11 protein-coding genes are annotated in these 14851 nt (G+C 44.7%); 5 read left to right on the forward strand and 6 right to left on the reverse strand.

All coding sequences use genetic code 11. From position 1 onward, the window contains the following. Positions 1–2: 2 nt before the first annotated feature. Complete coding sequence (locus QUA44_RS20430) at positions 3–1466, reverse strand: CIA30 family protein (RefSeq protein WP_333250796.1); 1464 nt, start codon at positions 1464–1466, stop codon at positions 3–5. 144 nt (positions 1467–1610) lie between these two features. Next, positions 1611–4133 (reverse strand): ATP-binding protein, encoded by a 2523-nt coding sequence (locus QUA44_RS20435; protein ID WP_333250794.1) that lies wholly within the window; start codon positions 4131–4133, stop codon positions 1611–1613. 489 nt (positions 4134–4622) lie between these two features. Here QUA44_RS20435 and QUA44_RS20440 point away from each other — a divergent pair, with 489 nt between their 5' ends. Continuing rightward, entirely contained in the window at positions 4623–4997 is a 375-nt protein-coding gene (locus QUA44_RS20440) for a hypothetical protein (protein ID WP_333250792.1), read from the forward strand. Between the two features lie 136 nt (positions 4998–5133). On the opposite strand, the gene QUA44_RS20445 is transcribed toward QUA44_RS20440, so the two are convergent. Continuing rightward, positions 5134–5991 (reverse strand): Hpt domain-containing protein, encoded by an 858-nt coding sequence (locus QUA44_RS20445; RefSeq protein WP_333250790.1) that lies wholly within the window; start codon positions 5989–5991, stop codon positions 5134–5136. A gap of 591 nt (positions 5992–6582) precedes the next feature. Further along, positions 6583–7509 carry a DMT family transporter gene (locus QUA44_RS20450; protein ID WP_333250788.1) on the reverse strand — a complete coding sequence of 309 codons (927 nt, stop codon included), beginning with the start codon at positions 7507–7509 and terminating at the stop codon, positions 6583–6585. 321 nt (positions 7510–7830) lie between these two features. On the opposite strand from QUA44_RS20450, the gene QUA44_RS20455 reads away from it, so the two are divergent. Beyond that, positions 7831–8634, forward strand: coding sequence for an SDR family oxidoreductase (locus tag QUA44_RS20455; protein ID WP_333250786.1), 804 nt, complete (start codon positions 7831–7833; stop codon positions 8632–8634). A gap of 44 nt (positions 8635–8678) precedes the next feature. On the opposite strand, the gene QUA44_RS20460 is transcribed toward QUA44_RS20455, so the two are convergent. Next, complete coding sequence (locus QUA44_RS20460) at positions 8679–11051, reverse strand: bifunctional serine/threonine-protein kinase/ABC transporter substrate-binding protein (RefSeq protein ID WP_333250785.1); 2373 nt, start codon at positions 11049–11051, stop codon at positions 8679–8681. Between the two features lie 110 nt (positions 11052–11161). Further along, the gene (locus tag QUA44_RS20465) at positions 11162–11971 is read right to left on the reverse strand and encodes a calcium-binding protein (RefSeq protein ID WP_333250783.1); all 810 of its coding nucleotides are present in this window, start codon (positions 11969–11971) and stop codon (positions 11162–11164) included. Between the two features lie 200 nt (positions 11972–12171). On the opposite strand from QUA44_RS20465, the gene QUA44_RS20470 reads away from it, so the two are divergent. The 3 genes from QUA44_RS20470 to QUA44_RS20480 all read left to right on the forward strand — a co-directional run bounded on the left by QUA44_RS20470 (position 12172) and on the right by QUA44_RS20480 (position 14613). Further along, positions 12172–13152: an ATP-binding cassette domain-containing protein gene (locus QUA44_RS20470; protein ID WP_333250781.1), complete on the forward strand. Its 981-nt coding sequence runs from the start codon at positions 12172–12174 to the stop codon at positions 13150–13152. A 211-nt stretch (positions 13153–13363) separates the two neighbouring features. After that, positions 13364–14152: an ABC-2 family transporter protein gene (locus QUA44_RS20475; RefSeq protein ID WP_333250780.1), complete on the forward strand. Its 789-nt coding sequence runs from the start codon at positions 13364–13366 to the stop codon at positions 14150–14152. A 95-nt stretch (positions 14153–14247) separates the two neighbouring features. Continuing rightward, positions 14248–14613: a four helix bundle protein gene (locus QUA44_RS20480; RefSeq protein ID WP_333250778.1), complete on the forward strand. Its 366-nt coding sequence runs from the start codon at positions 14248–14250 to the stop codon at positions 14611–14613. Positions 14614–14851: the final 238 nt, after the last annotated feature.

Here is a 14851-nt window from a genome sequence, read left to right on the forward strand (position 1 = left end):
AATTATTTAACTCCCGAAAACAAAGCCTGCCAGTCTCCGGGAGAACTGCCATTTTCCCCCTCTTTCACCTCAAAAGTAACATTGCAAGCTTGAGGTTGTTCCAAAGCCTCCACGCACAATTCTGCAATATCTTCCCGACTGACTTTGCCCCTAATATTGTCTCCTTGCTCAAATATTAAAGCTTTGCCACCCGGTTCTTCCGTCAAAGCGCAAGGTCTGACAACAGTATAAGGTATGCCGCTCGATCGCACACAATCTTCCCCTTTCAACTTCCAAGTCAAAATCCCCCCCAACATATCATTCATCCTGACTGCCGGCGGTTCCTCTTCCAAGTTAATTCCCGGACGCCCTGGGCGGGTAACTCCTGCCGAACTCACCATCACAAATCGCGGCAAAGTCTGTCCCCCATCAGCTTTAATAGATTCTAACTCCAGTTGAAAAATACCAGGTGTAAATTTCGGGTTGAGCGCGCCATCATATTCAAACTTGCTCAACATTAACTGAAAAGAATAAATAGTGCTGGGATCGAATTTAGAGTCATCTTTGACAGTTTTCGCGCGAAAGACAGGAATCAACTTATCGAAGGGAACTGCGATCGTAATCCAGGTATTGTAAACAGTATCGAACGAATAGCAATAACCAATTCCATCCCATTTAGCCTCGCTACGCACAATTAATTTGTAGCGCTTACCGTCCCCTTTGACCCGCAGCAGGAGGCCGCTAAATCCTGCGAGATCGATCGGAGGATCGAAGTTGCGGGTACGCACCGAAGCAAAGCCGCCCGAGTTGGCAGTAGAAACATTGCCTGTGAATATGGCTGTATTGTCTGTAAGTACGATCGAACTTTCGCTGGTGCCACCCATCACAATGTCGTCCAGGGCACCCCAAGTTTCTTTTAAATCTTGGCTGGGTTTTGTGAAGTCGAAAATTATTTTTTCGCCTGCTTGAATTAGCTGGCGGCGAACAGCTTGCACTAAATTATTCAGGCCTTTGTATTCGACTATTTCGGGAACATCCACAACTTCCGGCATATAAAATTTGATGCCTTGATAGTATTTTTCCCGCGTTGGGGTGTCTCCTTCTATCGGTTGAACTTTAGTGCCGGTACAGCAGATAACTGCTTCCACACCCTCGGTTACTAAAGGTGTTAGCGTCTCTGGCAGAGTAATATCTCCTTCGACTAATTCGACATTTTTGCCGAGAATTTCTGTTGCTCTTTTGGTATCTCTGACGAGGCAGCGTACCCTATATCCCCGCTGTTGCAGCCGCTTCACAACTCGTTTCCCGACGCCGCCGGTGGCACCGGCTACCAGTATCAGTTTGGGTTGGTCTTTTTTAGTTTTGCTGCTGCTTCCAAAGAGTTGTTGCAGCCAGCTAATGCTGCCAATGAAGGGAATGACGCCGAAATAAGCCAAGGTTTTGAGAAACCTGCCGGCATCCCATTGGGCGGTTTTTTTTTCAGTCATACTAACTTCCTCTGAATTGGCTCAAATCTACTTAGCTGCTTTTGTATTTTAATCGAATTTTCGATTTTTGAATTTGGGCTATTTCCTAGCCTTCCCGAAGGCACGCGCGAACGGGATAGCTTCGCTTTTAGGCGGACTTTTTTTTCACTTCACAATGGGTTTGGGATGAGTTTGGTTCAAGGGAATCTCAATAATCAACTCCGTTCCCTCTCCGGGGGCTGAAATGCAAGTCAATTTGCCGCCGTGTTGTTCCACCGCAATTTCGTGGGTAATCGCCAAACCTATCCCCGCACCTTTGCCAACCTGTTTTGTGGTAAAAAAAGGCTCAAAAATTTTCTGGCGAACTTTTTCTTCCATGCCCCAACCGTTGTCCTTGATCCGAACTGCTACGGCTTTTTCTCCGGAACAAAGTTCAGTCACAATCCGAATTTGTCCGTACTTAACTGGCTCTTTTTTGCCCCCGCAGTGTGACGATAAATTATTGTTGACAAAGGCATCTTCGAGAGCATCAATTGCATTTGCCAGTACATTCATAAATACTTGGTTGATTTGAACTGCGTAACACTCAACCAAAGGCAGAGATCCATATTCTTTGATGAGATGAATTGCTGGGCGATCGGGCTTCGGTTTGAGTCGGTTGCTCAAAATCAATAAAGCGCTGTCCAATCCGTCGTGAATGTCAACTGGTTTAATCTCTGCTTCGTCAATTCTAGAGAAATTTCGCAGCGACTGAACTATCTCGCGGATGCGGTTAGCTCCTACTTTCATTGAACCCAGCAACTTCGGCAAGTCTTCAGCTATAAACTCTAATTCTGCTATTTCTATTTGTGCTTGAATTTCCGGCGAAGGCGACGGATAGTGCTGCTCGTAAAGCTGCAATAAATTGATCATTTTTTGACTGTATTCATTAGCATAGCTAAGATTGCCGTAGATGAAGTTAATCGGGTTAGTAACTTCATAAGCTACCGCCGCCACCAACTGTCCCAAACTTGACATTCTTTCGCTTTGTACCAATTGAGTTTGCGCCCGCTTAAGCTCTGACATTGCTGTTTTTAAATTAGCAGTTTTTTCGCGTTCTCTGGCGACTGATGCTTCTAGTGCTGTATTTAATTTTTCGAGTTTGTCCACTTGGCGCAGCACTATATTAATCATTGCTTTTTTCAGTTCCAATGCAGCGTCTATTTCGCATTGTTTCCAAGGCAACGATTTGTACCTGACATTTTCTTGCCACAGCTCGAAGGATTTCCGAGGAGACAGTCGATGGCTGCCATCTTCATCTATTTGAACTGTTTTGTTGGGGTTGCCCGCCCAATTTACGGTCTTAATTACTTCCGGGCGAAACCACAAAACGTATATTTTCTGAGTGGGCGATATTGCTATGGCTAAACACCCGCTGGCAGTGTCTTTAAATCCCTCAGCTTCGGGATAGTATTTGGTGAGGGAGTCTGTATAAAAAATTTCTTTATTTAAATGCTTTTGCACCCACTGAGTTAAGTATTTGAGGGATTCTCCTTGAGGTGTTTGCCCTACTTGATAGCAATTGTCTCCAAATACTATTGCGGCTCCCTGGGCGTTGACTGCTTCTAGCAAATTATGCTGACATTGACCTAACACTTGTGACAAGTTTTCGGAGGTGGATATGTCTTCAAAAATTTTGGTTTGAATGGATTTCAAGTGTAGTTTGTAGTCGTAGTCTTCGTTTCCTTCTTTTGATTGCAGTTCTAAGGACATTACTTGCCCGATAAATTCGCAAGCTGCGCGCAATTCATAGTTGAGGTGTTTTGGTGTATAGTTGTGGCAAGCAATCAATCCCCACAGTTTTTTGTCTTTGACTAACGAGATCGACATCGAAGCTGCAACGCCCATATTTTGCAGGTATTCTATGTGAATGGGAGAAACGCTTCTCAACACGCTGAAACTGAGGTCTAGGGGCTGGATGGAAACAGCATTGTTTCCTGAAACAAGGGAGACGGGTTGATAATTAATATCTGGGATCAACCTCAGCCAATTTAACGTATACAGTTGTCTGGCTTGTTTGGGAATATCTGAGCTGGGGTAGTTTAATCCCAAGAAAGGACTGATATTTTCTGCTTTAGCTTCAGCGATCACAGCGCCGTTGCCTTCGTGGTCAAATTGATAGAGCATAACTCGATCAAAACCCGATATTTTTCTGACTTCTTCTACAGTTATTTGAGATAATTCTTTGAGATTTTGGGCGCTTTGAATTTTGCTAACAGTGGCTCTCACTGAATGATAAAAACTAAAAACAGAAAGATTTTCTGGGCTGGTGGCTAATTCCAACTCGACGATCAATACTTCTTCTACTCGGTGGAGGATGCAGTCAAATTCTAAATATTTACCTTTGTTTGTGACAGAGAGTTTAATGGGATTAACGGTTTTTAAGTTTTCATTAAGCAAACAAAGTTTGAGTTTTTTTAGTTGAACTCGATTGAATAATAAGCTCAAATTTCGACCGATCGCACTTTGTGCATCAATTCCTAACAAATCTTGCGTATTTTCGCTGGCTTGCACTATTTCTAGTTCAGGTTCTCGTACAACAAGTAGCACCCCGTGTGGCTGAATGTGTCCCGATATATGAATGGGTTCTCTGTCGCAGTTTGTCAAGTCAACTTCTTCGAGTGCGGGAATTGTGATTTGTTGATCCATTTTCTTTGTCTTCCGCTGTAAAATTTCGAGAGGGTTCTATTGATTTGAGATTTGAGAGCAAATTGGCTTTTCCATAATAATCTCATATTGTTCGATCGCATAAGGACTCGATCCCTTGACGGACACGGAGAATCAATCATCCGATACTCAGCGAATCAAAAATGATTTAGTCGAAAACCAGCCTGCAGTATGTGTTGCTGTTCAAGCCGCCTCAGCCTTCTAGGAATTTTACTGACTTGGCTCTTCTATACTATCGCTTCCCGATGTTAATTATCATAGCAATTGTTGCCATTCTTCAAGTATGTTTAATAATTTCCCAAAACTTTAATATTTGTGGTAAAATTTTGCCTGCTGGAAAATGGGGATAGAAATGCGTCTCCAGAGCGGCCTACTTACGGAAATATTAAGTTAAGGTGAGGGTGACAAGATATGAAAGTCAAGTCACGCTAAGCTCTTTAAGTATACCCAACAGGCCCGACAATTAGACTGATGATCGACTTCAATACAGTTACTGAATTTTCTCATACCTACTGCATAGCTATCTGTGCCTTCTTAGTTCCGGCAAACTTGCTGACTACTTTGCAGACAGCGATTTTGACAGGGCTAAACCGACCTCGAATACAAGTTTGGGCGTCTGTGGGTGTGGCAAGCCTTTGGGCTACAGCAATGATATTTCACGTTTTTACCTGGTTCGCGATCGGGATAGTAATGCCTCCGACATACATTTTGCTAGTTATGGGAATCACTTGTCTGACAATCAATGTCTGGGCGATCGCTCATCCTGCAAGCATGATGCAATTAATTCGAGTTGCGGTATCAGTTGTTAGGGGAGCTTTCAGGAGAAAGAAGGATTTAGTTGTCTAAGAGAGAAAGATATTGTTATCTAGGAACTCAAAAAGAATTTGGCAGGGGGTAATGTGAAAAATTTCAGGGAAAATATTGGTTTCAGAAGAGTTTTTCGGGTGGCAAATCGTGCTTCCGAGAGCTGAGTATTCAGCGGTTATTCCGGTTCGCGATCGCGACAATCTTCTGTTTCCGGGCCGCGGGGATGGATCGTGCAATTGAGCAGGTAGCCGCCATCGCTTCTGCCGTAATAGTAGCGACATCCGATGCAAATTGCGGGAGGTTCGATCGCACTTTGGTAAACCGGATAATCCGCAGTCGCCAGCAGCGAAAAATCGCGCTGCGTCTGAACATTCCCGATAATAGCGCCGGAGAGTTCGACACCTTGGCGGATGTTTTCGATCCTGGTGTAAGGCGGTAGGTAAATGTCAATACAAAGGCGTATGCCCTGGCTATCCTGCTCGTGGCGGGTAATAGTGCCTCCGAGCAAACCGACGCGCGAAGCGATAGCCGAGGAAAATTCGCTCAGGGAGGTGCAGTAACCGGAGAAAACGTGAATATGTTCGTCCGTAGTAGCTCTCACAGTCAGGCGAGTGGGAATTCGCAATCTCAGGTAAGCGTCGAGTTCGTCAAAAACCGGTTCGGCGAGGGAGAGCATTTGGTTTGCGTCTTCGTGGTTGAGCCCAAAACCCTTGGAAACCTTGGACACGAGGGCTGCTAAGATATCAAAAACTTCGGTTAAGAGCGATTGTAGCCTGCTATCAATGGCGATCGGACATTCTCTCAGCAGCTTTAAATAATCCTCCAACCGATGAGCAATGCGCTGAATGCTGCTAAATCCGAGCATAGCTGCTCCCCCCTTAATCGAGTGCGAGGCTCGGATGAGCTGGTGTATTCTTTGGGGAGCTGGCACGGTATTTTGTAGATCTTGCAAGCCTTGTTCGATAATTTGGATCTGTTCTGTGGCTTCTTCGATAAAGTAGCCAATGATCCGCTGTAGTTGTTCTGGCAGCATAATTTTATTCTCCTAAAGGCAGCCGAGTATCATTAGTCATTACTCAGACATTTGATAGTTTTGAATCGATATTTCACTGATGAGTTATTGGTTTTTTTAAGCCCGAATTTGTTTTATAGAAAATACCCTGAAAACCCCGTGACTTTAGTCCAGGGATGAAAGGGTATGGTAGGATTTATCCTGCCTATCAGATCTACTCTACCAATTGCACAAATGTCTGGCTAGTGTGCTATCGTCAAAAGAGTCGAAAGTTGCGAATTTTGATAAATCAAGTATCTAGCTTAACAGCAGTACGGATGCTCAAAATAATTAATCACAACCAATACTAAGGTTCTGAACCGATTAAATCGTCTAAATCGTCAGTAAAAGACGTTAAAACCTACCCCCAGACTGGAGGAAAGTCACGACCGAGGAAGCTCCTTGTAAGACTAGGATAGCAGACCGCCATTTTTGGCAAAAGGATTGCGCCCGGAAACCCCGACAATAGGGATATTAAGGCTGGAAAGTCTTAAGAATCCCCGTCGCTTTAGCGCGAGGAGTGTCAATCTGACTCACGGCAACTGTAGTGGCAATGTCGAAAACTGTTAACTCTTAACTGTTGACAGTAATTTTTTTTGCTCCGACAGTAGCGGTTGCTACCCCCAACAGCAGCACCGCAGCACCTGCGAGTACCGCCGGCGCGGGCACTTCCCCCAACAGCAAATAACCCAACCAACTCGCCCCAACCGGTTCAAACAAGATGGCAAGAGTTACCAGAGTTGGAGAAATCTGCACTACGGCCCAGTTCAAAATAGTGTGGCCGACTAACTGAGGCAAAGCGGCGGTTAACAAAATATAAAAATATACAATGTCGGGGTAATTAGTATAAGTAGTGCCGAAGGCGAAGGGGAGAGGCAGCAGGACGATCGCAGCAATAGTATAGGCGATCGCGATATAACCGCCAATTCCCAATCCCCGCCGCTGAGCTTCCCGCCCCAGCAGCAAATACAAGCTGACAGCCCAGGAACCAGCCAGAGCCAGGAAATCGCCCAGGAGTTTGCTGTTGCCGGCATGGGCTGCGCCCGCACTTCCGAGGGCGATCGCCATTCCCCCAGTCAGGGCTATAGTAATGCCAGCGATCGACATTTTGCTGAGTTTTTCCCCGAACCAGAAGCGCGACAACAGTGCTACCCAGACAGGATTAGTGGTGACAAGGGCAGTTGAGGCGGCGATCGAAGTATAAGAAAGTGAGGTGATCCAGAGGGCAAAGTGCAGGGCGAGACACAAACCCGCAGCAGCAGCATAGCGCCGAGCTCCCGGTTGCAGGGCGTTCCACTGAATTTTCGACCAAGCAGGAAGCAGAATTAAGGCAGATAAAGTCAGACGAGAGGCGGCGAGTACCAGACTGAAACCGAGGCCGCCCGCGCCTGCTTTCTGGTTCGCCAGCCGAATTAAGATTGATGAAGTTGAGACGGCTAAAACGCCGATAATTAACAATAGGGCGATCGACCAATTCGACGGTTTTTTCGGAATATTCATTTTTTAGGCATTGGGCATTGGGCATTGGGCATTGGGCATTGGGCATTGGGAAAATTTACAAAGCAATTTTCGCACAAATTATGAATAATTTCTATTCTCTTATTCTCCTCTCCTCTTCTCTCTTCCTTCGCGACAAGAGCGATTACGCGCGGCTTCGCCTAACGCGACGAAAGGGGTTCGTTAAAAAATCCAGATCGCCAATCATGAAAAATTACTATACTCAAAAAAAATCAATGTAGAGTGCGCCTAAAATTACCTGACCTCTGTTATAGTTTCAATACCGCAAAAAACCAATTACCCACTTAAAATTTATAACTATCTATGGCTCCTACAGTTTTGATTACAGGCGCTTCTCAAGGAAGTGGCAAAGCAACAGCAATTTTATTTGCAAGTAAAGGTTACGATGTAGTGATGGTGGCACGCGGGCCAGAGAGATTGGCAGCAGCAGCGGCTCAAGTGCAGCGAGAAGGCAATTCGGTATTAGCTATTCCGGGGGATGTTGGCGACCTTCAACAAGTGCGGGCGATCGTCCAAAAAGCCCTAGATGCCTGTGGCAACATCGATGTTTTGGTTAACAATGCCGGCATTTGTCTCACGGGGGCGATCGAGCACACTACCTCCGAAGACTGGCAGCAATTAATGAATACCAATTTTTGGGGCTGCGTTAACACAATTCAAGAAATGTTGCCACATTTTTTGGAACGAAAAACAGGGACAATAGTCAATGTTGGTTCCATTGGTGGCAAAATGCCTTTGCCTCAAATGACTGCTTATTGTGCCAGCAAATATGCAGTAACCGGTTTAACAGAAACTTTGCGATTGGAATTAGCGCCTCAAGGTATTCACGTTTGCGCCGTGCATCCGGGTCTGATTAATAGCGATTTTTTAGAAAGAGCTCAATTTCGCGATCGAGACGAACCCGCAGTCGAATTGCGCCGCCAGCAAATGACCGAAATGCTCAAATCTGACTGGGCAACTCAGCCGGAAGATATTGCTAAAGCTATCTGGGATGCTGTGCAAAATCAGCGTGCAGAAGTTACCGTCGGCCCTGCTTTTGTAGCGTCGGAAGCTTATCGGTTATTCCCCGGTTTGATGCAGTGGGCAATGGAAAAGGGCAAGTTATAATTTTAGTCATTAGTCATGAGTCATTAGTCAACAGAAAAACGAGCTCAATCGCACTTTAAACCTGCGGCAGTGGCTGTGGGATATTTGACAGGAACAAAGGCAAGGCCGAACTGCTGTTTCGGACACTTGACAATATGTACCAATTCGCTGAGGGGATTTTGGCGATCGCCATCCTCTCCAAACTGAATAGTTCCGGTTCCTCCTTCCACACTAAAATTCCGATTGGAAAGGGTTTTCTGCATTCCTTCGCGGCTGGGTTGCTGCTGCATTTCCATTGCCTTAATTAGTGCAATAGCTGCATCGTAAGCTAAGGCTGTATCGGTGTTTACTGTTCCTCTCCACAACTTTTGAGCCTGTTGGGGAAATTGTTTGTTGCGGCTGCTTGACGGATGCCAGGGGACAGATACGACTAATTTTTCCAAAGACTTTAGCTGGGTTGCTGCTTCTAATGTTCTAGGTTTGTAGAGTACCCAAATTCCGGCAATCCAATTGCGATCGCGGTTGGCTTTTATCATAGCGAGCGCGCTGTTTAAGGAATTAGTAACTTGACCATCGGGAGCTAACACGATCGCTGTTTTTCCTGTTTGCTGAATTTCCTTTAAAGCTGTTTGGGCGCTGAAGTTGCTTGTAGATAAATCAAAGTCGCGAATCTTGACAATTTTTCCTTTTTTGTCCTCTTGAAAATACTTTTTGAAAGATCGCGTAAAATAAGAACCTGACGAACTGCCGGGATTGTAGAAAACTGCTGCTTTATTGAAACCTATTTCTCGCAGATACGTTGCTAAAGTTTGAGCGGCAAACCTGCTAGAATAAGATGTACGAAAGAAAATTTTTCTCTGCTTTTCTGTCAGTTCTTCCGTTGTGCTTCCAGGAGACATCAAAACCAGGTTATTTTGGTCGTAAATATCTACTGTTGCTACTGTCATATCGCTGGCATAGTGACCGACTACTCCTAAAATATCCGGCTGTTTTACCAGTGCATTTGCCGTTTTAATTGCCTCTAATTTGATATTCGCATCGTCAGCGATGATGACTTTCAGACCTTTTCCGTTAATAGCTTTGGCTTCGAGCCAGCCTTGACCAGGAAAGTCGCGATCGCTCTTATTATTAGCTACAAGTCCTAAATTAACTTGTGTTTGGGCTTGGGCAACACCGCGCAAAAGTTCTTTTGCCGAATCTGCATTTTTTACAGAACCCTCCTGATTTTTCAGGATAGGAACGGCAACAGCAATTGTGTAATAATTGGCATTGTTTACTTCCAAAAACGCATTGTTAATGTAAATTAAAGTTTCTGGATCTATGCTGTCTTCTTCGTTCCATGATTTTTTGAAAAGATTTAAAGCTGATTGATAATTTGAATTTGCAAACTCCTCAACTCCCTTTTGCTTTAACCGAGGTTCTGAAGTTTTGACTAGGATTTCTTCGCCGCAACTTAAAGCATCTCCCTGAATTAAAGGACAAGTTGGAGGCTTAATAATGTGTAAAAAACTAAGGGTTGCCAGTCCCGCTGTCACTGTGGTAGCTGCCAATGCCAACAAGCCAAAGAGATATTTACTGCGTTTCGGCGGCGACTGCAATGCTGTTAGCGATAGCAAATCCTGCAACACCTTAGCAGCAGATTGATAGCGATCGTTAAAGTGGTAGCACACCATTTTATTCAAGATTTTTTTCAGCTTGGCGCTAATTTGCAGCATGGGGCGATCGTCACTTGAGTAGTGCCAGACGAGTTCGCCAGTTTTTTTATCATGCAAAAGTTCCTCAATCTCTAAACCAGCGATCGCTTGAATGCCGATGATTCCCGCAGCATAGATATCGCTGTTGAATCTTGGCTGATTTTTCCACTGTTCGGCCGGCATATAACCCTCTGTACCAACAGCGCGAGTTTGAGTGATGTTCCCAGACTCGATCGCCAAAGTGCCGATCGCTTTTACGGCCCCAAAGTCGATCGCTACAATTTTGCCGTCCAGCTTGCGCCGGATTAAGTTGGACGGTTTAATATCGCGGTGAATAATACCTTGAGAGTGGAAGCAATCTAAAATTTCTAAAATGTCCAGCAATAAATCAATGACTTGCTTTTCTCCTAACTTTTTGCCTGCAGCGAGTTCTTGGTTCAGCGGCTCTCCTTCAATGTATTCTTGAATTAAGTAAAATTTTCCATTTTCTTGAAAGCGATCGATTAACTTGGGAATGCGCGGACACTTATCGAGATCCTTCAGGGCTTTAGCTTCTTTTTCAAATTGGTGTTGTGCTTCCTCCAACAGTCGCGGATCGCTGGATTGAGGCGGCGGAATTTCCTTGACGACGCAGAGGCTGCCTAAAGCGTCGTTAGCCGTATAGGTTGTAGCAAAACCTCCCTGACCTAATCGATCGATAATTTGATAGCGAGCGCGCAGAATTTCCCCTGAATTGAGACACATAAATTTTTCACTATTTCTCGACAGTCTGCACTCGTTGATGTTGATTTTACCAGAGATTAATTTAGTAAGGTGCGCCCAGCGCACTCTGCTAAAGATATATAAGCAACGAATTAAAGCAAAGAACTAGCATTAATAAAACGACCGTTTAAATCTGCTGGGGTCACGTTCAACACTGTACCCAACAAAGCATTAGTAAAACCGAATCTAATATTAGTAGCTTCCACACGGCCGTTGCCATCGGGATCGAGACTTCGCTGCGAGATGCCGCCCTTGGCAAACAAATTCGTTCCCCCCGTTATAGTTGCAGGATTTATCAACAGCAGTCTCGGATCGTTCAAGCTATAACTTACCTCTTCCAAGGAGATATTGCTGCTGGTAAATGCCACACTAATTCCAATCGAATCACTAGACTTATCAAAATCAACAATTACCGCGTCAGGAACTTCAATTCCAACTAATCTGCTTCCCGCTTGATCGACTCTAAAAACAAATACATCGCTCCCCCCACCACCTTGGTAAATATCCACCTCTCTGTCGCCAATTAAAGTATCATTACCGTCACCGCCCACTAACAAATCAACACCTTGTCCACCGCGCAGCAAATCATTTCCCGCACCCCCATCAAGGAAATCGCTATTTCTATCTCCTGTCAAGAAATCTTCGCCAGTTTCTCCCAAAACATCGTCATCATCTTTGCCACCGTAAATAGAATCATTGCCAACACCGCCTAACAGACTGTCTTTACCATCGTTGCCGAAAATTCGTTCTACATCTGAAGAGCCCCTGAGAGTATCATTGCCGCCCAGCATCCAAACTCCCCCAGGAAAACTAGCAAGTTGTCCTGGTACAAGTGTAATATTTTCAGAAGAATTGTCTCCTAACAAACGAGAGGTGTCTGAATTATCTGGAGTGAGTACCATAGTTGTAAACTTTGTGCGATGTGATTATGGATATTGTGCAATATTCTACAGTTGAGTAGGGTGCGCCAGAACACAGTTACTATGTCTATGGAGCGATCGAGCAATCGCTGGTGCACCCTACTAGACAGATTGATCCCTCCATCTTGGCACAAGCCTGATGGAAATACCCTAGATTAAAATAAAAGTTAAAATTTGAGCCGATGCCAATTATCTTAGTTGAAGACTTGAGCAAAGTTTATCCGGTAGCGATTAAAGAACCGGGACTTAAAGGCACAGTGCGACACTTTTTTAGTCGCACTTACCGCAATATCAAAGCAGTTGAGGGCGTTTCTTTCTGTATTGAACCGGGGGAAGTCGTGGGGTTTCTCGGCGCTAACGGTGCGGGCAAAACTACTACGCTAAAAATGCTGACTGGTTTGATTTATCCGTCTGCTGGTACCGTGAGAGTGTGCGATCGTACTCCTTCCCGGCGCGAGGCAGATTTTCTGCAAAGAATCACCTTAGTCATGGGGCAGAAACAGCAGTTAATTTGGGATTTACCTGTGCTGGACTCTCTGCGAATCAATGCCGCTGTCTACGGCATTCCCGATACAGATTATCGGCGACGAGTCGGAGAATTGACAGAGATGCTGTCACTAGAAGGCAAGTTAAATCAGGCGGTACGAAAGCTTTCTTTGGGCGAACGCATGAAAGCTGAATTGATGGCAGCACTACTGCATCAGCCGGAGGTATTATTTTTAGATGAACCGACTTTAGGTTTGGATATAAACGCACAGTTTAGCGTCAGGCAATTTCTGCGAGAATATAACGAGCGCTATCAAGCAACGGTGCTTTTGACGAGCCATTACATGGCTGACATTACTGCTTTGTGCAAGCGCGTTTTGTTGATCCATGAAGGGCAATTAGTTTATGATGGCAGTTTGGACGGATTGCTCGATAGGTTTGCACCTTATCGGGAAGTTCAGGTAAAATTAGCTAAGCCGCTGGCAAAAGATAGTGCTTTTGCTTACGGAGAGGTAGAATCTATTGAGGGACAATCTGTGCGGTTTTTGGTAAAAAGGGAGGAGCTGACGGTGAGTGTGGCGAAGATTTTGTCGGACTTGGATGTGATAGATTTGACTGTTACCGATCCGCCCATTGAAGAGGTAATCGGTCGCGTTTTTCGCACGGGGAAAGTGTAATGTTTTTGGCTGGCGTTATCGTTCCCCGAATCGGCTCATAGGTGATATCTTAAGCCTAAATTTATTTGAGATTCTGGCTTATATCCAAGCCTCGATCCCCCTAAATCCCCCTTAAGAAGGGGGACTTTGACCGTTTCCAGTCCCCCCCTTATTAAGGGGGGTTAGGGGGGATCGAGGGGCTAATTATCACACAAAAAAATCTAAAATTGATATGACACGATTTATCAGAATTGCTAAAACTTTACTAATTACCTACTACGCTTATATGCTCGAATACCGGGCAGAATTGTTTTTGTGGGCGCTGTCGGGAGCTTTGCCGTTTATCTTGATGGGTGTCTGGATGCAGGCGGCCGAGACTGGTCAATTTGGGCTGAAGTCGATCGACTTTACCCGTTATTTTTTAGCGGCTTTCATTGTCAGGCAAACAAATGTAGTTTGGGTGATTTGGGAATTTGAAAAGGAAGTAGTGCAAGGCACGCTATCTAATAGATTGTTGCAGCCTCTCGATCCGGTATGGCATCACTTTGCCTCTCACGTTTCCGAAAGGTTTGCGAGGCTGCCGTTTGTATTGGGATTAGTGCTGCTGTTTTTTGCACTTTACCCGCAGTCTTTTTGGCTGCCGAGTTTGGGCAGGTTTTTGCTATTTTTGTTGGTTATCGTCTTGGCTTTTTGCTTGCGGTTCCTGATACAGTATACCTTTGCGCTGTTTGCTTTTTGGCTGGAAAGGGCAAGTGCGATCGAGCAATTCTGGTTTCTAATTTACCTTTTTTTATCGGGACTTATCGCGCCGCTAGAAGTGTTTCCCGCACCCGTGCGCGAAGTAGTTTTGTGGACGCCTTTTCCTTATTTGATTCATTTTCCCGCTTCAATCTTGATAGGATTGCCCGTAGATGTAGGCCGAGGTTTGTTGGTAATGTTGGGTTGGAGTGCGGTGTTTTTTGTGTGGAATCGCTGGCTTTGGCGGCAGGGCTTGAAGCAGTATTCGGGCATGGGAGCTTAAACAGTTGACAGTTGACAGTTGACAGTTGACAGTTGACGGTTGACAGTTGACAGTTGACAGTTGACAGTTGACGGTTGACAGTTGACAGTTGACAGTTGACTGATAACTCACCACTCAAAAATAAATCTTTTGCCTTTGCCGTCCGAACGGTTAACCTATATAAATACTTGTTTGTCAATAAAAAAGAATATGTATTGTCAAAACAACTACTACGATCTGGAACAGCTATCGGTGCATTAGTCAGAGAAGCCCAACAAGCCGAAAGCAAAGCCGATTTCATTCATAAACTAGCTATCGCCCTCAAAGAAGCCAACGAAACAGAATACTGGATATTGCTACTTCGAGAAACCGATTATCTCACTCCAAAAGAAAGCGAATCAATCTTAAACGACCTAAAAGAACTCCTAAAACTACTAACCAGCATCATCAAAACAACCAAACAAAAACTCAATGACAGTTGACAGTGGACAATTGACGATTGATACCATTTTTTAAAAGTTATGCAAGACTTATGTAAAAACTCAAAGACAGAATTATCAATGTCTGGCGGTATTTTATCTCTATCACATCTTTAAGAAAATAGTATGACAGTGGACAGTGGACAGTGGATATTTAGCGAACAATCTCCGGCGCTGTCAACTATCAACTGTCCACTATTAACTGTCAACTGTCCACTGTCAACTATTAACTGTCAACTAT

The sequence above is a fragment of the Microcoleus sp. N9_A2 genome (assembly GCF_036701775.1).
Taxonomy (GTDB): Bacteria; Cyanobacteriota; Cyanobacteriia; order Cyanobacteriales; family Microcoleaceae; genus Microcoleus.